This window comes from Actinomadura formosensis (assembly GCF_050948385.1).
Lineage (GTDB): Bacteria > Actinomycetota > Actinomycetes > Streptosporangiales > Streptosporangiaceae > Spirillospora > Spirillospora formosensis.
In genome coordinates, this window is sequence record NZ_CP192011.1 from 5,552,575 (window position 1) to 5,572,199 (window position 19,625).

At 70.8% G+C, this 19,625-nt stretch carries 20 protein-coding genes and 1 pseudogene; 10 read left to right on the forward strand and 11 right to left on the reverse strand.

The window, feature by feature from the left end; genetic code table 11:
- Positions 1-50: 50 nt before the first annotated feature.
- Positions 51-164, forward strand: a pseudogene (locus tag ACQP1N_RS26030) (hypothetical protein); the annotation flags it as partial.
- Positions 165-221: 57 nt separating this feature from the next.
- Here ACQP1N_RS26030 and ACQP1N_RS26035 read toward each other — a convergent pair.
- The 8 genes from ACQP1N_RS26035 to ACQP1N_RS26070 all read right to left on the reverse strand — a co-directional run bounded on the left by ACQP1N_RS26035 (position 222) and on the right by ACQP1N_RS26070 (position 5,090).
- The gene (locus tag ACQP1N_RS26035; RefSeq protein WP_433227242.1) at positions 222-1,007 is read right to left on the reverse strand and encodes a protein-L-isoaspartate O-methyltransferase family protein; all 786 of its coding nucleotides are present in this window, start codon (positions 1,005-1,007) and stop codon (positions 222-224) included.
- A gap of 398 nt (positions 1,008-1,405) precedes the next feature.
- On the reverse strand, positions 1,406-1,642 hold the full coding sequence (locus tag ACQP1N_RS26040) for a hypothetical protein (RefSeq protein WP_433227244.1): 237 nt from the start codon (positions 1,640-1,642) through the stop codon (positions 1,406-1,408).
- Positions 1,643-1,902: 260 nt separating this feature from the next.
- Entirely contained in the window at positions 1,903-2,838 is a 936-nt protein-coding gene (locus ACQP1N_RS26045; protein WP_433227245.1) for a hypothetical protein, read from the reverse strand.
- Positions 2,835-3,044, reverse strand: a complete 210-nt coding sequence (locus ACQP1N_RS26050; RefSeq protein WP_067807387.1) for a BldC family transcriptional regulator — start codon at positions 3,042-3,044, stop codon at positions 2,835-2,837. The genes ACQP1N_RS26045 and ACQP1N_RS26050 overlap by 4 nt, the downstream gene beginning before the upstream one ends.
- A 78-nt stretch (positions 3,045-3,122) precedes the next feature.
- The gene (locus ACQP1N_RS26055) at positions 3,123-3,491 is read right to left on the reverse strand and encodes a hypothetical protein (RefSeq protein WP_433227248.1); all 369 of its coding nucleotides are present in this window, start codon (positions 3,489-3,491) and stop codon (positions 3,123-3,125) included.
- Positions 3,488-3,907, reverse strand: a complete 420-nt coding sequence (locus tag ACQP1N_RS26060) for a hypothetical protein (RefSeq protein ID WP_433227250.1) — start codon at positions 3,905-3,907, stop codon at positions 3,488-3,490. Before ACQP1N_RS26060 ends, ACQP1N_RS26055 begins: the two co-directional genes overlap by 4 nt.
- Complete coding sequence (locus ACQP1N_RS26065; protein WP_433227252.1) at positions 3,904-4,740, reverse strand: SAM-dependent methyltransferase; 837 nt, start codon at positions 4,738-4,740, stop codon at positions 3,904-3,906. Before ACQP1N_RS26065 ends, ACQP1N_RS26060 begins: the two co-directional genes overlap by 4 nt.
- Positions 4,741-4,796: 56 nt before the next feature.
- Positions 4,797-5,090 (reverse strand): hypothetical protein, encoded by a 294-nt coding sequence (locus ACQP1N_RS26070; RefSeq protein WP_433227254.1) that lies wholly within the window; start codon positions 5,088-5,090, stop codon positions 4,797-4,799.
- Between the two features lie 268 nt (positions 5,091-5,358).
- On the opposite strand from ACQP1N_RS26070, the gene ACQP1N_RS26075 reads away from it, so the two are divergent.
- Complete coding sequence (locus tag ACQP1N_RS26075; RefSeq protein WP_433227256.1) at positions 5,359-6,099, forward strand: XRE family transcriptional regulator; 741 nt, start codon at positions 5,359-5,361, stop codon at positions 6,097-6,099.
- Here the strand turns inward: ACQP1N_RS26075 and ACQP1N_RS26080 are convergent.
- Entirely contained in the window at positions 6,068-6,799 is a 732-nt protein-coding gene (locus ACQP1N_RS26080; protein WP_433227258.1) for a haloacid dehalogenase-like hydrolase, read from the reverse strand. The genes ACQP1N_RS26075 and ACQP1N_RS26080 overlap by 32 nt on opposite strands.
- A 536-nt stretch (positions 6,800-7,335) precedes the next feature.
- On the opposite strand from ACQP1N_RS26080, the gene ACQP1N_RS26085 reads away from it, so the two are divergent.
- The 3 genes from ACQP1N_RS26085 (at position 7,336) to ACQP1N_RS26095 (ending at position 10,282) form a co-directional block, all read left to right on the forward strand.
- Positions 7,336-8,151, forward strand: a complete 816-nt coding sequence (locus tag ACQP1N_RS26085) for an SAM-dependent methyltransferase (RefSeq protein ID WP_433227259.1) — start codon at positions 7,336-7,338, stop codon at positions 8,149-8,151.
- 104 nt (positions 8,152-8,255) lie between these two features.
- Complete coding sequence (locus ACQP1N_RS26090; protein ID WP_433227261.1) at positions 8,256-9,386, forward strand: acyl-CoA dehydrogenase family protein; 1,131 nt, start codon at positions 8,256-8,258, stop codon at positions 9,384-9,386.
- A complete protein-coding gene (locus ACQP1N_RS26095; RefSeq protein ID WP_067805640.1) occupies positions 9,383-10,282 on the forward strand; it encodes an acyl-CoA dehydrogenase family protein in 900 nt (299 codons plus the stop codon). Before ACQP1N_RS26090 ends, ACQP1N_RS26095 begins: the two co-directional genes overlap by 4 nt.
- Here ACQP1N_RS26095 and ACQP1N_RS26100 read toward each other — a convergent pair.
- Positions 10,266-11,828, reverse strand: a complete 1,563-nt coding sequence (locus ACQP1N_RS26100; RefSeq protein ID WP_433227263.1) for a FadD3 family acyl-CoA ligase — start codon at positions 11,826-11,828, stop codon at positions 10,266-10,268. The genes ACQP1N_RS26095 and ACQP1N_RS26100 overlap by 17 nt on opposite strands.
- Positions 11,829-11,877: 49 nt before the next feature.
- Complete coding sequence (locus tag ACQP1N_RS26105) at positions 11,878-13,269, reverse strand: GH1 family beta-glucosidase (protein ID WP_433227265.1); 1,392 nt, start codon at positions 13,267-13,269, stop codon at positions 11,878-11,880.
- 99 nt (positions 13,270-13,368) lie between these two features.
- Here ACQP1N_RS26105 and ACQP1N_RS26110 point away from each other — a divergent pair, with 99 nt between their 5' ends.
- The 5 genes from ACQP1N_RS26110 to ACQP1N_RS26130 all read left to right on the forward strand — a co-directional run bounded on the left by ACQP1N_RS26110 (position 13,369) and on the right by ACQP1N_RS26130 (position 19,543).
- Positions 13,369-13,989 (forward strand): TetR/AcrR family transcriptional regulator, encoded by a 621-nt coding sequence (locus tag ACQP1N_RS26110; protein ID WP_433227267.1) that lies wholly within the window; start codon positions 13,369-13,371, stop codon positions 13,987-13,989.
- Positions 13,990-14,072: 83 nt separating this feature from the next.
- The gene (locus ACQP1N_RS26115; protein ID WP_433227269.1) at positions 14,073-15,761 is read left to right on the forward strand and encodes a Coagulation factor 5/8 type domain-containing protein; all 1,689 of its coding nucleotides are present in this window, start codon (positions 14,073-14,075) and stop codon (positions 15,759-15,761) included.
- Positions 15,758-16,975, forward strand: coding sequence for an MFS transporter (locus tag ACQP1N_RS26120; protein ID WP_433227271.1), 1,218 nt, complete (start codon positions 15,758-15,760; stop codon positions 16,973-16,975). The genes ACQP1N_RS26115 and ACQP1N_RS26120 overlap by 4 nt, the downstream gene beginning before the upstream one ends.
- Positions 16,976-16,985: 10 nt before the next feature.
- A complete protein-coding gene (locus tag ACQP1N_RS26125; RefSeq protein WP_433227273.1) occupies positions 16,986-18,755 on the forward strand; it encodes a sulfatase in 1,770 nt (589 codons plus the stop codon).
- Complete coding sequence (locus ACQP1N_RS26130; protein ID WP_067805619.1) at positions 18,752-19,543, forward strand: formylglycine-generating enzyme family protein; 792 nt, start codon at positions 18,752-18,754, stop codon at positions 19,541-19,543. Before ACQP1N_RS26125 ends, ACQP1N_RS26130 begins: the two co-directional genes overlap by 4 nt.
- Positions 19,544-19,625 lie beyond the last annotated feature (82 nt).

Below are 19,625 nucleotides of genomic sequence, written 5' to 3' on the forward strand. Positions count from 1 at the left end.
TGAGGTCAGGGTCCGCCCACCTCACCTGCCACTTCTTCCAGGGGCGCCGCGTGAGCGGCGCCCTCTTCCGTACCTGGGCGCCGTGGGGACGAGCAGACCCGCGCCGGCCATCTCCGGGACCGGCTCGACGAGAACGCCCCGCCCCCTGCTGGTGCGTCTCCGCCCGCAAGTACAAGAAGTGCTGCGGCTCCCCGCCAACCGCTGACGAGAGCGGCGGCCCGTCAACCGACCGGGTTGTCCGGCGAATCCAGCCAGACCCGTTGACCCGCAGGCGTCACCGTGACTCCGAACCGGGAGGCTTCCGGCTTACCGGCCGCCGCCCACCGTTCCTCGGTTTCCTGAAGCGCCGTTTGCGGTAGGCGCTGGCCGCGTAGCGGCATGAACCGGACCGGGGCCGTGAATCGCCCCTCAGCACTCCCGTCCGCCCGGACCGCGAGCACCGCCAATGGCCCGGCCGGATGGAACGTGGCCGCCCAGGGCACCACGATCAACCCGCCTGCCTCCGTCTGCTCAATCCACGCGTAGGGGACCGTGTGAGCCGCCGCAGTGGCGAGCACCCGATCAAACGGTGCGTGCGATGGCGCACCGCGCTCCCCGTCCCCAGTGATGACGACCACATCGGGATGGCCCGCGGCGCGCAGAGCCCTGCGGGCATGGTCGGCCGCCGCGCGCTCGATCTCGACCGACACCACCTCGGCCCCCAGCGCTGCCAGACACGCGGCGTTGTACCCGGTGCCCGTCCCCACCTCCAGCACGCGCATGCCGGCCTTGAGCTGCAAGGCAGTGATCATCTGAGCCATCACCGACGGAGCGGACGAGGAGGACATGGGCCACATCCCGTCCTTTACCTGCGTAGCAATCGCCTCATCCGACGTCACCAGCTTTTCCCACTCTTCCGGCGCGTCAGTCCGCGAGAGCTCTACGAACCGGCCGTCCCGGACCCCCCAGACCGTTTCGGGGACGAACAGCCGCCGATCAACGGGCGGGAGCCCGGAGAACTCACTCATCCTTCCCCGGATCCGTTGCACGAGCCACAGGTGATCTTCTCCTCCTTGTTGTCCAGATTGACCTTCACCCACCCTTTCCCGCCACACGCCCCACAAGACTGCTTCTTGTCATGCTTTCCCATTTTCAGCCCCTTCCGGCCGATCCGGTGCCCTCTACATTGACAGGATGGCTGCGGCCATTCAATGGTCGCAGCGTATTGGACGCTTTGAGTGGATTACGTTAGTTCGCTCCTCTCAACTCGCGCTCGGCCCGAGCCACCGCGATCACCATCATGGTGACCGGAGGCCCGTCCACTCCGGGAACCCTTGTCGTGTTTCAAGGGTTGGCGCAAGCATGGCTCGGGCACGTGGCCGGATCGCCCGCAGACCCCGACACCGCCACGCCCACGCCCACGCCGCTATTTCCACCCCATTCCGCCCTTGCGCCGACGCCGCAGCCTCCCCGCCGGAGCGGGCTTGGACATCGCCCCCGTGATGTGGAAGCACCCGCAGATCTCGCAGTCCTGCACCTGCAGGGGCAGCCGCTCGAACCCCGCCGCGTCCGCGTCGCGCTTCTGCCGGTAGCGCCGCAACTCCCTTTCGGCCTCCTCCCGCGTTTCGAACGGCTTCTTACGGCACACTCGATCCTGACTCACCCGCCGCCCGCTCCCGGTCTGACCGCCCCACTTCTGCGCACGCCTACGCCTGCCCATATGACCCTCTGGTCCTCTCACTCGATTAATGTTCGCCACCCCAGCACCGGAGCAGCGCGGGACAGTACCGGGCAGCGCCGGGCAGCGGCCCCCACGCCGACGACGCTTGAGACGGAATTTCCTGTGGCGGCGCCGGCCCTGCCCGGCACGGACCCGGGGCCGCGGCCCTTCACCGCTGCGGCCGATCCCGGCGTCCCGGCCTCTCAGATGTCGACGGTGAGCGATATGCGCTTGTGGTCGGAGTCTGGCCGCTGGGGGTCGCGGAAGTCATGGACGCGGTATGAGCCCGCCACATAGGCAGCGGCCAGCGGCTCGTTGAGCAGGATCGCGTCAATCGGCAGGCATTGGCGGCCGTTGGGCCGTTCGATCTGTGTCGGGGTGTAGTCCCCGGCCAGTTCGGCGGAGTGACTGAACCCCAAACCGCCTTCTCGCTTGTGCGTGGCGGGGTTCCACCAGCCGCACAGGGCGTCCAGGGCCCGGGTGTCGTAGACGTGCGGCCCGGCCAGCGACGGCCCGCCCTTCCACTGGACCCGGTAGTTGATCTGGCGTGGGTTGTGCACGCCGGGGGTGTTCAGGTCGGTCGGCTCGAACTGGGGGCCGCTGGGGACGGTGTTCCAGTCGCCCAGCAGCGCGCACGGAATGTTCGGAGCCGACAGCCGGTCGAACCGGCGGGCGTCGGCCAGCCGGTCATCCCCGCTGTAGATGTCGCCGTGCCAGGCCACCAGCCGGACCGGGTCGGTGCGGCCGGGCAGGGTGAACACCATCAGGTTGCGGTTGCGGGCGGTGAAGTCGGGCAGCCGGTGACCGTAGAACCGGCGTACCATGACCTTGTGCGGGTCGATGTAGATCACGGGTGCGAACATTCCGCCCTCGCGCGGCAGCGAGCACGGGTGCGGGACGTAGGCGGGGCCGCCCGCCTCCCGCAGCGCGGCGGCGGCCTCGTAGGCGCCTTCCATCCCGTTCAGCTCGTACCGGTCGCCCTCGCCCACCACCAGGATGTCGGGCCAGTCCCCGTCGTGCAGCATCCCGGTGACCCGGCCGAAGTCGTAGGGGCCGCCGTCGCCGGAGTAGGCGGAGTATCCCGAGCCGGTCCGGCCGCCGTGTTCGACGTTGACGTAGCTGAGCCGCAGGTGCGTCATCGTGCGTCACCGCCGCGCATCAGGTGTTCGATCTGCTGGCGGCTGAACCTGCGCCTGCCGCCCGGTGTGCGGACAGAGGCCAGGTGACCGGCATCGGCCCAGCGGGCCACGGTCTTGGTATCGACGCGGAACATCCTGGCCACCTCTGCGGGGGTGAGAAGCTGCTCAGGGCTGAAGTCCCATCCGTGCAGGATCGTCTTGCTCACTTGGGGGGTCCGTCTCGTTGAAGGTGGCTTCGGCAGGCGGGGGGCCTTTCACCGTTGCGGCCCCCGTTCCGTGCTACTTCACGTCTCGCCCTGTTCCACCTTCACTATTTCCGCGAGCCCCACCGCCAGCAGAGCCCGAGCCGCCGCCAGCCCGTCACGCCCATACGACAGGTGCAGCCCCGCGTCCTCCAGCAGCGCACGGCCCGACTCGCCCGGCCGCTCGGTCAACTCGCGTTCGCTGATCTGCTCCACCCGGTCCATGACCGGCCCGAGCATCTGCCCGGCCAGATCCCACACGTCCAGGACCACGTCCAGCGCCGCCGCAATCTGCGCCAGGGTCAGCCCGGCCGCCGCACCGCTGGTCACCCGCGAGGCGTCCCCGGCCCGCTCCACCAGCACATCAAGCGCCCGTTGCATCCGGCCCGTCTCCGTCTCCGGCTTCGTCATCGTGCGCACCCTCCCGTGACACCGGGTCCATCTGAGCCGGACGCGTCCCGGTCCGGGACGGCGGTCAGCTGCCATTTCAGCCGCGCGTCCACCGCGGCAGCCGCGCCCGCCCGGTCCGAGCACAGCCCAAGGAACCGCTCCCGCAGATTCCCGGCGTCGGCGTAGTACCACCCGCCACGCGACGCCAGCACGGTCACCGCCAGCCCCGCATCGGCGTCCCCGCCGCCGTGCACCCACAGCACCGGCACCGGCCCCACCTCCAGCCGGTACAGCCGCACGCACCGCCAGCCCATCGCCTCAAGCGTGACCGCCAGCAGATCCAGCGCCAGGACCCGCACCCGCACGCCCCGCAGCGTGCGCCACCGCAGCACGGCCCGGCCCACCTGACCCGGCACCCGGCCCGGCCGGCCCATCACGACCGCACCTCACAAAGCTCGGGCACCATCCCGACGCCGCCAAGAACCGGGATCGCGGTCAGCGGCCCCACCTCATGCGGCCAGTGCTGCACCGGCACCAGCCCCGGCGGGACCAGCTCCAGCCGCCGCCCGAACAGGCCCGCGATCTGCTCACGGGTCCGCGCCACACCCGGTGCACTGGCACCCTGATAGACCTTCTCCACCTGCGCGAGCGCCGCCGGGTCCGCGCCCGTCGAGCACCCGTGCGACAGCGCCACCACCGAGCCCGGCACCATCCGGCCCGTGAACGCCCGCACGATTCCCGCCGGGTCGTAGTCGTCGGTGACAAAGTGCAGCACCGCGATCAGCAGCACCGCCACCGGCTTGTCCCAGTCGATCCATTCGTCGAGATCAGCGATCAGCGCGTCCACCTCGCGCACGTCCCCGCGCACGATCGGCATCCCCTCCAGCAGCGCCCGATCATGCGCCAGCACCAGCGGATCGTTGTCGACTCCGATCACCACCGCGTCCGGACGGTGCTCCCGGGCGATCTGGTGCGGGTTCGGCTCGGTCGGGATACCGGTCCCCACGTCCACGAACTGGCCGATGCCATGCCGCGCCGCCCACGCCACCACCCGGTGCATGAACGCCCGGTTGTCCCGCGCCGCCTGCGGAACCGACGGCGCCGCCGCCGCGACCCGCTCCGCCGCCGCCCGGTCAACCTCCCCGTTGTCCTTGCCCCCAAGGAACACGTCGTACATCCGCGCCGGGGACGGGACATCGGGGTCCCACGGCCCGTCCTCCCCCCGCACCGGACCGGCCGAGTCCCCTCCGGCCAGGATGCGCCACAGCACATCCGCAACCGAATCCTCATCGAACGCCCCGTCATCGCCATCGAAGCGCCGTGCCATCACGCCCGCGCCCCCCGCCCGGCCACGCGCCCCAGCACGCCCGCCAGCACCGCCGGAGCGCCCTCGACCTCATCGACCGGCACGACCCCCTCACCGGAGTCCGCCAGCACGAACCACCACCGGCCCCCCACCCGGTCGCAGCCCACCGCCACCGACCCCGAGCCGTCCGCCGCGCCGCCCACGTTCAGCACCGGCGCACCACCACGCCAGCCCATCAGCCCGCACACCAGCCCCGACCCCGGCCCCCCGACCACCGCACCCAACGCCGCCAGATGCAACCGACGCGCCCCCACCGCCGCCACCAACCGCCCCGATGGCCATTCGCCCATTTCAGTCGGTGTTGCCTGCATCTCCTGCCACTCCTTCGGTGGATCGGTTGCCTTGTGCACGGTCAATCCGACACCCGGCCGAGGCGCATCAACACCGCGTTCACAGGACTTTACGGAACGTTAGCTACATGCTAGAAACGTCCCCTAACGCCCCCTCGTGGATTGGGTTCTTCCGATGGCGAACGAGAGACTGCGGAGCACACTGATCAGCAGTGGCTATACCGAGCAAAGCTTGGCCGAGGAACTCGGCCTCGACCCCAAGAGCGTCCAGCGCTGGATAACAAGGGACATAACGCCACGCAGGACGGCCGCCTACCGGGCGGCGAAACTTCTCGAAGCCCCCGCCGCCTGGTTATGGCCGGCCTTGGAGGGGGACCATGAGGCGGTCTCACAATCTGAGATCGTCGCTCACTACGCGCATCGGGCCGACACGCCCCGTCAACTGTGGGCTGACCTGCTGGCCAGCGCCACAAGAGACATCTGGCTTCTTGCCAACGCGAGTCTTTTCCTGCCGGAGGAGAACCCGGACTCCATCGAGATCATTCGCACCAAAGCGGAGAGCGGCGCACGCGTCCGCATCATCATGGGCAACCCCGATAGCCCCCAGATGGCACTACGAGGCGTCGAAGAGCGTCTCTACGATGCCATCCCCGCGCGCATTCGCATGGCGCTCACCTACTACAGTCCGCTAGTGGGCGCGCCAGGCATCGAGTTCCTGCTTCACTGCACGTCCCTATACAACTCGATCTTCCGCTACGACGATCAGATGCTGATTAATCAGCACCTCTATGGGACGTATGGGTACATTGCGCCGGTTTTGCACCTTCGCCGCATCGAGGGCGCGGACCTCTTCGATACCTACCTCACAAGCTTCGAGAAGGTCTGGGCTACCGGTGACCCAATCGAGGAATCCAACTTCTGGAAGCAGTGGACCCAAGACGCTACGAGCCCGCCACCTGCCGGGCAGCCATGACGGCTGCAACAACCGCCGCCGTGTCCGCCAAGTCCGGAAGCACGACGTCAGGTTCCTCGGCCCTCAGCCGTTCAATGCTGTCACTGCCCGACGCCACCGCCACAACGTAGGCGCCGCCCAAACGCCCAGCCTGAACGTCCCGAGGAGTATCGCCGATCACCACCGTGTTTCCTGCGTCAAGCCGCACGCCATACTTTGCCGAGGCCCGTTCCCGGGCAATGCCGACCAGGTTGGCTCGTATGTGGTCGTCGGAGCCGTAGCCGCCAACCTCGAAGTCAAGCCCGTGGTGCAGATCGAACGTCGCCACCTTGGTGAACGCGTTCGCCCGAATATTGCCAGTCACGACCGACTGAATCACGCCCTCTTGAGCGCTCAGCGCCGCAATGGCTTCCCGCGCACCTGGCAGGGCGAAGCCCACTTCCCGTAGCCGATCAGCCCGAGACGAGAGCGCCGCCGCAAGCACCTCTCCGAACCGCTCTTGGTACTCAGCCGTCACAGTGAGTCCGTGTCGCTCGACCAGATCCGCCATGATGACCGGGTCGGTCCGGCCGTCCGTCCTGGCTCGGAGTTCAGCCTCCCGTCCCGTGAGCAACCCGAATGCTGCTGCGTAGGTCTCTTTGCTGACGCCGCTGTTCTCGATCAACGTGTGATCGACATCCCACAGCACCAGCAACGGACACCGTGCCGAGTCTTCAGTCACGCGATCAGCCTACGGGGGCTGACCCCGGATGTGTTAGCCGCTCGCGGTTTGCGTTCGATCGAGTGACGGAGCTGGCGAGGGCTCTCCCTCTTGTCGCTTCGGCCAGGGTCAACACACGGGCCGCTGAGATCTTGAGGATGTCGACCCACTGGACCCGGGTACCTGAGATTCGCGAGGCATGCGAACACTTGCAGGCCGTCATGCCCGCTGACAGTCACGACGCGCGCTAGCCCACAACCCGCAGGTTCAGCGTGTGAGGATTTCTCTGCTTAGGCGCACAGTGGTTGATCGTGCGCGCGGGCGGTGGTTCGGGGTCGCGGGAACGGGTCTTCACCGCCCGTCCGCTCCTCACGCGCGCCTTCTTCTGTACGTTGGCGAGATGAGCACATCCGCCTATTACCTCGATGCTGAACGCGGCTCTGTCCGCAAGTCCAAGAAGTGCTGCGACCTCCCTCACTGAAGAGGGTCGCTAGACCGTCATATCGTCCGCAGGACGCGATATCCCCCGCACAATCCCCCACACAGAAGGGCCTCATATGGCCGGCAACGCAAGGATCGACTCGTCCGTTCCGCATTCGGCGCGGATCTGGAATCACTGGCTGGGCGGCAAGGACAACTACCCCATCGACCAGGAGGTCGGGGACGAGTTCGTCCGCATCTTCCCCGGTCAGGTGGACATCGCCCGGCATTCGCGGGCCTTTCTCGGGCGCGCCGTCCGGTGTCTGGCGGGCGAGGCGGGGATACGGCAGTTCCTGGACATCGGGACCGGGCTGCCCACGGTCGACAACACGCACGAGGTCGCGCAGCGCGTCGCACCGGACGCCCGCGTCGTGTACGTGGACAACGACCCGCTCGTCCTCACGCACGCCCGCGCGCTGCTCACCTCGACGCCCGAGGGCGCCACGTCCTACATCGACGCGGACATCCGCGATCCCGACACCATCCTGGCCGGGGCCACCGAGACGCTGGATTTCGGCCGTCCCGTGGCACTGCTGCTGCTCGGCATCCTGGGCCACCTCACGAACGAGGAGAACCCGGAAGGCGTCCTCGCACGGCTGGTGGCGCCCCTCGCCCCCGGCAGCCACGTGGTCGTCTGCGACGGCACGGACGTGTTCGGCACGCCGAGCGGGGACGGCGACGACACCGCCCGCGCCCGCGCGATCGCCCTCTATGTCGAGGCGGGCGGTGTCGCCTACAACCTGCGCTCCCCGGAGCGGATCACCGGGTTCTTCGACGGCCTGGAACTGCTGGAACCGGGTGTCGTCCCGGTGTCGCGCTGGCGTCCCGAGCCGTCGCCGTTCGGGGAGCCGCCGGCGGTGGACGCGTTCTGCGGCGTGGCCCGCGTCCCCTGACGGCCGGGCACCGGGAGGCCGTGAGGATCTCACTGGGCGGAAGGGGAGGCCGGGGGCGCGGGCGACCGGTTACCCTACCAAACAGTTGTTAGAAAGAGGTTCTCATGGATCTTGAGTTCGGGACGGCGGACGAGGCGTTCCGCGCGGAGGTGCGCGAGTGGCTGCGCGCGCACCTCCCGGCGGAGCCGCTGCCCTCGCTGGAGACCGAGGAGGGGTTCGCGGCGCACCGGGAGTGGGAGCGGACGCTCGGCGAGGCGCGCCTCGGGGTGGTGTCGTGGCCCGAGGAGTACGGCGGACGGGGCGTATCCATACTCCAATGGCTGATCTTCGAGGAGGAGTACTACGCGGCGGGCGCCCCCGGGCGGGTCAGCCAGAACGGCATCAACCTGCTGGCGCCCACGCTCATGAAGCACGGGACGCCGGAGCAGCTCGCGCGGATCCTGCCGCCGATGGCCGCCGGTGCGGTGATCTGGGCGCAGGCGTGGTCGGAGCCCGGCGCGGGCAGCGACCTGGCGGCGCTGCGCTCGACCGCGACGCGGGCGGACGGCGGCTGGCTGCTGGACGGCCAGAAGACCTGGAGCTCGCGGGCCGCGTTCGCCGACCGGGGTTTCGGGCTGTTCCGGTCCGACCCGGAGTCGTCCCGGCACAAGGGCCTCACGTATCTGATGTTCCCGCTGGACGCGCCGGGCGTGACCGTCCGCCCCATCGGGCGGCTGGACGGCAAGCCCGCGTTCGCCGAGCTGTTCCTCGACAAGGTCTTCGTCCCGGACGAGGACGTCATCGGCGCGCCGGGCGAGGGCTGGCGGGTCGCGATGGCCACCGCCGGGAACGAGCGGGGGCTGACGCTGCGCAGCCCCGGACGGTTCACGGCGGCGGCCGAGCGGCTCGTCGAGCTGTGGAGGGAGCGCGCCGACCCGTCCGGCACGGCGCTGCGGGACCGGGTCGCGGACGCGTGGATCAGGTCGCGCGCCTACCGGCTCAAGGGCTTCGAGACGATCTCGCGGAGCGACGACATCGGCGCCGAGTCCAGCCTCAACAAGGTCTTCTGGTCGGAGCTGGACGTGGCCCTGCACGAGACGGCGCTCGACCTGCTCGGCCCGGACGGCGAACTGGAGTCGCAGTGGCTGGAGGACTACGTGTTCTCGCTGGCCGGCCCGATCTACGCGGGCACCAACGAGATCCAGCGCAATGTGATCGCCGAGCGGCTGCTCGGCCTGCCGAGGGGGGCGCGGTGAAGTTCGTGCTGGACGCCGAGCAGCGGATGTTCGGCGAGACGCTGCGCAAGCTGCTGGCCGACGCGGGCACGGCGAAGGCCGCCCGCGCCTGGGCGGCCGGTGACTCGGCGCCGGGGCGGGCGCTGTGGTCGGCGGTCGCGGAGGCCGGGGTGTTCGCGGTGGCGGTGCCGGAGGAGTTCGGCGGCGCCGGGCTGCTGCCGGTCGAGCTGGCCGTCGCGGCGGAGGAGCTGGGCCGGGCCGCCGCTCCCGGCCCCTACGTGGAGACCCTCGCCGCCGCCGAGGCGCTGGGCGAGTCGCCGTGGCTGCCGCGGATCGCGGAGGGCGAGGCGCTTGTGTCGCTGGCCGTCCCCCACGCGCTGGACGCCGATGTCGCCGACCTCGTCCTCACGCCCGACGGCGTGGAGCGGCGGGCCGGCGAGGCGCTCGCGTCGATCGACCCGGCGCGGCGGCTGTTCCGCGTCGCGGAGGGCGGGGGGTTCACCGACTTCGGCGCGCTGCTGTGCGCGGCGCAGCAGATCGGGCTCGGCCAGGCGCTGCTGGAGGTGTCGGTGGAGTACGCCGGGACGCGGCAGCAGTTCGGGCGTCCGATCGGCGAGTACCAGGCGATCAAGCACCATCTGGCGGGCGCGATGGTCGAGCTGGAGTTCGCGCGTCCGCTCGTGTTCGGGGCGGCGCTGTCGTACGGGACGCCGGACTTCGCGCGGGACGTGTCCGCCGCGAAGGTCGCCGCCTCCGAGGCGTCCTACGCGATGGCCAAGACCGCCTTGCAGGTGCACGGCGCGATCGGCTACACCGACGAGTACGACCCGTCGCTGTGGATCCGCAAGGCGCGCGCGCTGTACTCGGCGTGGGGTTCGGTGGCCGAGCACAGGGCGCGGGTCATCGCCGCTCTTTGAGTTCCACGCGCCTGACCTTGCCGGACGCGGTCTTCGGGAGGTCGTCCACGACGACGACCTCCCGGGGGACCTTGAAGTTCGCGAGCCGCTCCCGGCAGTGCGCGATCAGCTCGTCCTCGGTGGCCGTCCTGCCCGGGCGGAACCGGACGTAGGCGCGTCCCACCTCGCCCATGCGCCTGTCGGGAACGCCGACCACACCCGATTCGGCGACCGCGTCGTGGCGGGCGAGCACGTCCTCGACCTCGGCCGGGTACACGTTGAAGCCGCCGACGACGAACATCTCCTTCGTCCGCCCGGTGATGGCGAGGTTGCCGCGTTCGTCGAGCCGCCCGCGGTCGCCGGTGTCGAGCCAGCCGTCGCGGATCGTCCCGGCCGTCGCCTCGGGGTCGTCCAGGTAGCCCTTCATGACGTTGTAGCCGCGGACGAGGACCGCGCCGTCGGTGCCGGGCGGGACCTGCTCGCCCTTCTCGTCCACGATCTTGATCTCGACGTCCGCGATGGCCTTGCCGCAGGTGGTGGCGATGGTCTCGTCATCGTCGTCCACCGAGCACGCGGACACCGTGCCGGACGACTCGGTCAGCCCGTAGGCGGTCACGACCTGCGGGAACAGCTCCGCGCGGATGCGCCGCACCAGCGCGACCGGCACGTCCGCCGCGCCCGTCACCGCGAGCCGGAGGGAGGACAGGTCGTGGTCCTCCTTTCCCGGGGCGTCGAGCAGCGAGGTGTAGATGGTCGGCGGGCCCGGCAGGACGGTGATCTTCTCCTGTTCGATGAGCCGCAGCGTCTCCGGGACGTCGAACGTGCGTTGCAGCACCATCGTGGCGCCCTTCAGCACGCACGCCAGCACGCCCGCCTTGTAGCCGAACGTGTGGAACATCGGGTTCACGATGAGGTACCGGTCGCCTGCCCGCACGCCGGTGCGTCCCGTCCACGCCGTGTAGGTGCGGACGTTCTGCTCGTGCGTGCACATCACGCCCTTGGGCTTGCCGGTCGTCCCGGACGTGAACAGGATGTCGGCGATGTCGCCGGGCTGGACGCTCGCGGCCCGCGCGTCCGCCTCGTCCGCGGGCGCGGCCGTGGAGACGAACTGCTCCCAGGTGCCGACGCCCGGACGCGCCGGCCCGTTGAACGTGACGACGGACTCCAGCGCGGGCAGGCCGGGGACGGCGCCCGACTCGTCCAGCCCGAGCATGCCGGGGTAGTCGATGCCGAGGAAGCCGTCCTCGACGAACAGCACCTTCACCTTGGCCCTGGTGAGCGGCCAGCGGGCCTCGTCGCCCTTGAAACGGGTGTTGAGCGGGACGAGCGTCGCGCGCGCGCCCATCGCGCCCAGCACGGCGACGATCCACCGCAGCCCGTTGGGCGCCCAGATCGCGATGCGGTCACCGGGCCCGACACCGGCGCCGACGAACGCGGCGGTGGCCTCGCGGACCCGGTCGCGCAGCCCCGCGTAGGTGACCCGGACGTCGCCGTCCACGACCGCCTCCGCGTCCGGGAACTCCTTCGCGGCCCGCGCCAGCAATGCCGGAATCGTCAGCTCGCTCATAACCCTCCATGATGAGCGCGCCGGGAGATGCGGGGCCGCGGCGTCCCGCTCACCGGTACCGCGCCAGTTCCTCCCGCAGCCAGTGGTAGGACGCCTTGGGGGTGCGCTTCTGCGTGGCGTAGTCGACGTGGACGAGACCGAACCGCTGGTCGTAGCCCTCGGCCCATTCGAAGTTGTCCAGCAGGGACCAGACGAAGTAGCCGCGGACGTCCACGCCGTCGCCGATGGCGGCGTGCAGGGCGCGCAGGTGGCCGTCCAGGTAGGCGATCCGGTCCCGGTCGGGGCGGCCCGGCTCGTCGCGCGCCGAGCAGCCGTTCTCGGTGATCAGGATCGGCGGCAGCGCGGCGGCGTAGGTGTCGCGCAGGCCGGTGAGCAGTTCGCGCAGGCCGTCCGGGACGACCGGCCAGCCGAACGCGGTGACGGGGTGGCCGTCGATGGGGACGTCCTCGAACGGCAGCCCGGCGTCGTCGAGGTGCTCGCTCACCTCGCGCAGGACGGACGCGCCCGGCGCGGGGACGACCCCGGTGGTGGCCCGCCCCCGCGGGGCCGCCACCCGGGTCGGGCTGTAGTAGTTGACGCCGAGCAGGTCCAGCGGCGCGGAGATGACCGCGAGGTCGCCGTCCCGGACGAACGGCGGTTCGTCCGGGACCCCGTAGGCCGACAGGTCGGGCAGGCGGCCCAGCAGGACGGGATCGGTGAAGAGCCTGTTCTGGAGGGCGTCGAACGCGGTCGCGGCGGCCCGGTCCGCCGCCGAGTCCGTCGCGGCCCATACCGGGCTGTAGTTGTTGGTGAGCGCGATCTGCCCGGCGGTGCGCTCGCGGAGGGCGGGCACGGCGAGGCCGTGGGCGAGCATCAGGTGGTGCGCGACCGGGAACGCCTCCAGCAGGAGCGCCTCACCCGGCGCGTGGGTTCCGATGCCGTAGCCCTCGGTCATGTGGACGAACGGCTCGTTCAGCGTGATCCAGACGCCGACGCGGTCGCCGAGCCGGTCGGCGACGAGGCACGCGTACTCGGCGAACCTGTGCGCGGTGTCGCGGTGCGTCCAGCCGCCGGCGTCCTGGAGCGCCTGCGGAAGGTCCCAGTGGTAGAGGGTGAGCGCGGGCGTGATGTCCTGTTCGGCGAGGGCGTCGACGAGCCGGTCGTAGAAGTCGAGCCCCTTGGCGTTGGCGGGGCCGCGGCCGTCCGGCTGGATCCTCGGCCACGCCACCGAGAACCGGTAGGCGTTGACGCCGAGGCCGGCCATCAGCGCGACGTCCTCCGGCCAGCGGTGGTAGTGGTCGCAGGCGACGTCGCCGGAGTCGCCGTTCTTGACGCGGCCGGGCTCGGCGCAGAACGCGTCCCAGATGCTCGTGCCGCGTCCGCCCTCCTTCACCGCGCCCTCGATCTGGTACGCCGCGGTGGCCGTACCCCAGAGGAACCCGTCGGGAAACCGGGGAAGCATGCGTCACCTCTCTCGCCTGGCCGAGCCCTCGTACGCGAGCTCTAACATGAGTGCGCGTCACATTAAAACATGAACCAGTGTCACGTTTGCGAGGGGACCATGGCGGACGGAGTGCGCCGCAGACCGGCCCAGCGCCGCAGCGCCGAGCGCTTCGAGCGGCTGCTCGACGCCTGCGCGGAGCTGCTGGCCGAGCACGGCTTCGAGGCGCTGACCACGCGGGAGGTCGCGCGGCGGGCCGGCGTGCCCATCGGGACGCTGTACCAGTTCTTCGACGGCAAGTCGGGCCTGCTGTACGAGCTGGCCATGCGGAACCTGGCGATCCTGGACGCGCGGGTGCGCGAGCGGCTGGCGGAGCGGGAAGGGGACCGGCCGGTGCGGACATGGGCGGACGCCGCCGTCCTCGTCTACGAGGAGAGCCTCGCGCTGCGCCGCACCGTGACCGCCTTCTTCGTGGCGGACTTCCGCGACACCGGCGCCATCGACGCGGGCCTCGTCCGGCGGATCGACACCGAGATGGCCGCGCGGATGTACGAGCTGGGCACGAAGGCGGGGCTCGCGCCGCTGCCCGACCACGAGCGCGTCCTGCTCGTCGCCATCACCGCCTCGGACGGGCTGCTGCGGCTCGCCCACCAGACGGCGGAGGACGGCGACCCGGCGGTGATCGCGCTCGGCGCGCGGCTGCTGCGCGCGTACTTCGCGGAGATCATCGGCCCGAAGTGAACATGAGCCTTGTTCACTTTTTGCCGGATCGGTGATATCACTGCGCTCAGACCGTTGCCCTCTCCCCCCGGTCGAGGTGCTCCATGCTCTTCCGTCGCTCCCCCCGGCGTCCCGTCGTCGCAGCGGCCGCCACCCTGCTCGCCCCCCTGCTCGCCGCCGCGCTCGCCGTGGCCTGCCCCACCCCGCCCGCGCACGCCGCGGCCCCCCGCGACGCCGGCACCGGCATGACCGGCGGCCCGGCCACGGGGACGGCCGCGGGGACGGCCGCGGGCGGCGAGGTGCGCGGCTACATCGACGCCCACAGCCACCTCATGTCCTACGAGGCGTTCGGCGGGCAGCTGCTCTGCGGCAAGCCGTTCGACCCGCGCGGCATCCGGGCGGCGCTGGCCGACTGCCCCGACCACGCCGGGAACGGCGCGCTCGCCTGGTTCGAGAACTTCACCCGGCACGGCACCCCGCTCGGCACGCACGACCCCGCCGGCTGGCCGGCCTTCAAGGACTGGCCCGCCTGGGACTCCCGCACCCACCAGCAGGCCTACTACGCGTGGCTGGAACGGTCCTGGCGGGCCGGGCAGCGGATCCTCGTCAACCAGCTGGTCGCCAACCGCCAGCTCTGCGAGGTCTACCCGCTGAAACGCACCGCGTGCGACGAGATGACGATCATCCGGCTCGAAGCGCGGCGGACGCGCGAGATGCAGTCCTACATCGACGGGCTGAGCGGAGGCCCCGGCCGGGGCTGGTTCCGGATCGTGCGCGGCCCGGCGGAGGCGCGGCGGGTGATCCGGGACGGAAGACTCGCCGTCGTCCTCGGCGTCGAGACGTCCGAGCCGTTCGGCTGCCGTGAGATCGGCGGCGTCCCGCAGTGCACCCGCAGCGACATCGACCGGGGCCTGGACGAGATGCGGCGCCTCGGCGTGTCCTCGATGTTCCTGTGCCACAAGTTCGACAACGCGCTCTGCGGCGTGCGGTTCGACCCGGGCACGACCGGGGCGGTCGTCAACGCCGGCAACCTCCTCGCGACCGGGCGGTTCTGGCAGGCCGAGACGTGCACCGGGCCCGTCCACGACAACACCATCGCCCCGGCCGGCGCGGTGAGCGGCCAGGTCGCGCAGATCCTGCGGCTGCTCGGGCGGGCGGGCATCACGCTGCCGCTGTATCCGCCCGCGCCGCACTGCAACGTCAAGGGGCTGACCGGCCTCGGCGCCCACATGGTGCGGGGCCTGATGAAGCGGCACATGCTCGTCGAGATCGACCACATGAGCGCCAAGGCCGCCGGGCAGACCCTCGGCCTGCTGGAGCGGGCGGGCTATCCGGGCGTCGTCTCGTCCCACAGCTGGGAGGACCCGGCCTACGCGCGCCGCGTCTACCGGCTCGGCGGCATGGTCACCGGCTACGGCCACTCGGCACCCGCGTTCGTCGCGGAGTGGCGGCGCAACAAGGAGTCCCGCGACCCGCGCTACACGTTCGGCTACGGCTACGGCCTGGACGCCAACGGGATGGGGCCGCTGCCCCCGCCGCGCGCGGACGCCCGCGAGCACCCGCTGCGCTACCCGTTCGCGTCCCCCGTCGACCCGTCGGTGAAGCTCGGCCGGCTGCGCACCGGGCTGCGCACCTGGGACCTCAACGCCGACGGCGTCGCGAACTACGGGCTCGTCCCCGACTGGATCGCCGACATGCGCGCCTACGGCGGCCAGGAGATCCTGGACGACCTGGCGCGCGGCGCGGAGGCGTACCTGCGGATGTGGCGGCGCGCCGAGACGGGCGGTCGATGAACGAGCTGACGACCGCCGAGCGCGGCGCCACCGGCGAGGTCGGGCGGACCTGGCTGCTCGGGTACGGGGCGGCCTGGTTCGGCTACTGGCTGGTGATCCTGCTCCCGCCGCAGTTCATGACCCCGCACCTCATCGGGACCATCGCGGCGGAGCACAAGGTGGACGTGCTGTCCTACCTGATGGTCCAGAACTCGCTGGTCGTGGTGGTCTGCGTGCCGCTCGCCGGGATGCTGTGCGACCGGACCCCCGCCCGCCTCGGCCGCCGCCGCGTCTGGGCGCTCGGCGGTTTCGGCCTCGCCACCGTCCCGTACGCGCTGGTCGGGACGCAGACGAGCTGGCCGGTGGTGGCCGGGCTGATGGTCGTCGTCTCGATGGGCGCGGCGGCGGTGCTGGCCTCGCTCAGCGCCGTGATCGCCGACCGGGTGCCGCCGGACCGGCGCGGCGCGGCGTCGGCCGCGATGGGCGTCCCGCAGGTGATCGCGCTGGTCGTCGGGATGGTGCTGGTGACGATGGTGGTCACGTCCATCCCCGGAAGCTGGGCGCTCATCGCGGCGCTCGCCGCCGCGTCGGCGCTGCCGTTCCTGCTGATCCGCACCCGCTCCCGCCCCGCCCTGCGGGCCGCCGCGCCCGGGGACGGGACACGCGTGCCGTTCCCGCGGAACGCCGACTACTACTGGGCGCTGCTGTCCCGGGTGCTGATCAACGCGGGGAACCTGGCCGGGACGACCTACCTGCTGTACTTCCTCACCGACGTGCTGCACCGCCGCGACCCCGACGGGTCGCTGCTGATCCTCACGCTAATCTACCTGGTCTGCTGCGCGACGACCGGCTACCTGGGCGGCCGGGCGTCGGACCTGCTCGGCCGCCGCCGCGACCTCATCGCGGTCGCGGGGGCGCTGCAGGCGGCCGCCGCCGCGCTGCTCGCGGTCGCGCCGACGTGGCCGTCCGCCATGGCGGGGGCGGTGCTGCTGGGCGCGGGCTACGGGGCGTTCCTGTCGGTGGACCAGGCCCTCGTCACCGACGTCCTGCCGGACCAGCGCAGCCGCGCCCGCGACCTCGGCGTCATCAACGCGGCGCAGAACGTCCCGCTGGCGTTCGGCGTGGCCTGGTTCGTGCTCACCTTCGTGGGCGGCTACCGGGTCCTCTACGCCGTCTCCGCGGTCATCATGCTACTGGGCTCCGCGGCCGTCTACCGGATCAGAAGCGTGCGTTGAAAGGCGTGCCATGAAAGCGATAATGGTCATGTTCGACACCCTCAACCGGCGTTTCCTGCCGCCGTACGGGGCCGCGGACGTGCACGCCCCCAATTTCACCCGGCTCGCCGAGCGGACCGCCACCTTCGACAACTGCTACGGCGGCAGCATGCCGTGCATGCCGGCGCGACGCGAAATGCACACCGGCCGCTACAACTTCCTGCATCGCGGCTGGGGGCCGCTGGAACCGTTCGACGACTCGGTGCCGGAGATCCTGAAGGAGAACGGCGTCCACACCCATCTGGCCACCGACCACCAGCACTACTGGCTGGACGGAGGCGCGACCTACCACCCGCGCTACAACACCTTCGAGTTCTTCCGGGGCCAGGAGGGCGACGAATGGAAGGGGCATGTCGCCGACCCCGACATTCCCGACTCCGTCCCGCATTCGGCGAACCCGCTGCGCCGCCAGGACTGGGTGAACCGCCTCTACATGAAGGACGAGGCCGACCATCCGCAGACGCGCACGTTCGACGCGGGCCTGCACTTCATCAGGACCAACCATGCCGAGGACAACTGGTTCGTCCAGATCGAAACGTTCGATCCGCACGAGCCGTTCTTCAGCTACGACCATTACAAGAAGCTCTACCCGGACGACTACGGCGGCCCGCACTTCGACTGGCCCGACTACAAACGCGTCACGGAGACACCCGAGCAGGTCGCCCATCTGAGAAACCAGTACCTGGCGCTGCTGTCGATGTGCGACCGCTCCCTCGGACGCGTCCTCGACATGATGGACGACCTGGCGCTCTGGGACGACACCCTCCTCATCGTCTGCACCGACCACGGGCTGCTGCTCGGCGAACACGACTGGTGGGGGAAGAACGCGCCGCCGTTCTGGGACGAGACGATCCACACCCCCCTGTTCGTCTGGGACCCGCGCAGCCGGGTCGCGGGCGAACGGCGGTCGAGCCTCGTCCAGACGATCGACTTCGGGCCCACCCTCCTCGACTTCTTCGGCGTCCCCCGGACCGCCGACATGCAGGGCGTGCCGCTCCGCGAGGTCATCGAACGGGACGCACCCGTCCGGGAGGCGGGCCTGTTCGGCTGTTTCGGCGGCCACGTCGGCGTCACCGACGGCCGGCACGTCTACATGCGGGCCTGCACGGAACCGGGAAACCGGCCGCTCGCCGAATACACCCTCATGCCCACGCACATGCGCGGCCGCATTCCCGTGGCGACACTCCGGGACGCGACGCCGGCCGAGCCGTTCCCGTTCACCAAAGGGGTCGCGCCATTGCGGCTTCCCGGTTACGCCTATACCGACCCCTACGCCTTCGGCACGCTCCTTTACGACCTGGAGAACGACCCGGAGCAGCTCTCCCCTCTCCTCGACGACGAACTCGAACTGCGCATGGCGACGCTCATGGCCGGCCTGATGCGCGCCAATGACGCGCCCCCGGAACAGTACGAACGCCTGGGCCTGCCGCCCTCGGGTCCGGTGACGTCCTCCCACCTGCTCGCCGGAAGGCAATGGGACCAGGTGGTCGCGTCCGAACACCCGCCGCTGACCGCCGCCGAGTTCCCCCGGTCGCGCCTCTCCGTGACGACACCGACCCGCCTGCTCGTCGCCGAACCGGCGGCCGAGACCGTCCTCCGCAAGCATCTGGGCGCCCTCATGGACAGCCCGCTGCTGCCCGAGGCGATGCCGTTCTCCCTCCTGGAGATCGCCGGAACGGCGGTGGGCGTCATCAGCCGCGAAACCCTGCACGCCATCGCCGACGACCTGAAGGACCTGTGAAAACGCTACGTCTCCCGGGCGGCCCGTTCCTGATGGGCAGCGAGGACCCGGACGTGAACCCCGGCGACGGTGAAGGCCCGATCCGGCGGGTCACCGTCACGGAATTCGCCATCTCCCCCTGCACCGTGACCAACGACGAATTCGCCGCGTTCACAGAAGCCACCGGTCACCGCACCGACGCGGAACGATTCGGCTGGTCCCACGTCTTCGCGGGTTTCCTCCCGGGCTCCCTCCGCCGGATCTCACCCCGAGCCGGCCGCGCGCCGTGGTGGTGCGCCGTCCAGGGCGCGTGCTGGCGGCACCCCGAAGGCCCGGGCTCCTCCCTGGACGGCCGGGGCGACCACCCCGTGGTCCACGTCTCCTGGAACGACGCCACCGCGTTCTGCCGCTGGGCCGGCGGCCGTCTCCCCACCGAAGCCGAATGGGAGTACGCCGCACGCGGCGGCCTGACCGGCGAACGCTACCCGTGGGGGGACGACCTCACCCCCGGCGGCGAGCACATGTGCAACATCTGGCAGGGGCATTTCCCGACCCGCAACACCGCCGAGGACGGCTACCGGGGAACGGCCCCGGTCACCGCCTTCCCGCCCAACGGATACGGCCTCCACAACATGGCCGGGAACGTCTGGGAATGGTGCGCGGACCCCTGGGGCGACGGCAGATCCCTGCGCGGCGGCTCGTACCTGTGCCACGAGTCCTACTGCAACCGGTACCGCGTCGCCGCCCGCACGAACAACTCCCCTGACAGCTCGTCCGGCAACACCGGATTCCGCTACGCGGCGGACTGAGCCGCGGTACTCCGCCGGGCGTACCGGCCGCGCCCGCCTGCGCCACGCGGCGTACACGCGATGCCGCCGCGCAGGGGACGAC

What these genes read in the sequence shown, in the direction of transcription:
- ACQP1N_RS26090 (WP_433227261.1), top strand. Translation starts at nt 8,256, where the DNA reads ATGGATCTTGAGTTCGGGACGGCGGACGAGGCGTTCCGCGCGGAGGTG.
- ACQP1N_RS26035 (WP_433227242.1), bottom strand. Translation starts at nt 1,007, where the DNA reads ATGAGTGAGTTCTCCGGGCTCCCGCCCGTTGATCGGCGGCTGTTCGTC.
- ACQP1N_RS26120 (WP_433227271.1), top strand. Translation starts at nt 15,758, where the DNA reads ATGAACGAGCTGACGACCGCCGAGCGCGGCGCCACCGGCGAGGTCGGG.
- ACQP1N_RS26125 (WP_433227273.1), top strand. Translation starts at nt 16,986, where the DNA reads ATGAAAGCGATAATGGTCATGTTCGACACCCTCAACCGGCGTTTCCTG.
- ACQP1N_RS26110 (WP_433227267.1), top strand. Translation starts at nt 13,369, where the DNA reads ATGGCGGACGGAGTGCGCCGCAGACCGGCCCAGCGCCGCAGCGCCGAG.
- ACQP1N_RS26105 (WP_433227265.1), bottom strand. Translation starts at nt 13,269, where the DNA reads ATGCTTCCCCGGTTTCCCGACGGGTTCCTCTGGGGTACGGCCACCGCG.
- ACQP1N_RS26100 (WP_433227263.1), bottom strand. Translation starts at nt 11,828, where the DNA reads ATGAGCGAGCTGACGATTCCGGCATTGCTGGCGCGGGCCGCGAAGGAG.
- ACQP1N_RS26045 (WP_433227245.1), bottom strand. Translation starts at nt 2,838, where the DNA reads ATGACGCACCTGCGGCTCAGCTACGTCAACGTCGAACACGGCGGCCGG.
- ACQP1N_RS26115 (WP_433227269.1), top strand. Translation starts at nt 14,073, where the DNA reads ATGCTCTTCCGTCGCTCCCCCCGGCGTCCCGTCGTCGCAGCGGCCGCC.
- ACQP1N_RS26085 (WP_433227259.1), top strand. Translation starts at nt 7,336, where the DNA reads ATGGCCGGCAACGCAAGGATCGACTCGTCCGTTCCGCATTCGGCGCGG.
- ACQP1N_RS26055 (WP_433227248.1), bottom strand. Translation starts at nt 3,491, where the DNA reads ATGACGAAGCCGGAGACGGAGACGGGCCGGATGCAACGGGCGCTTGAT.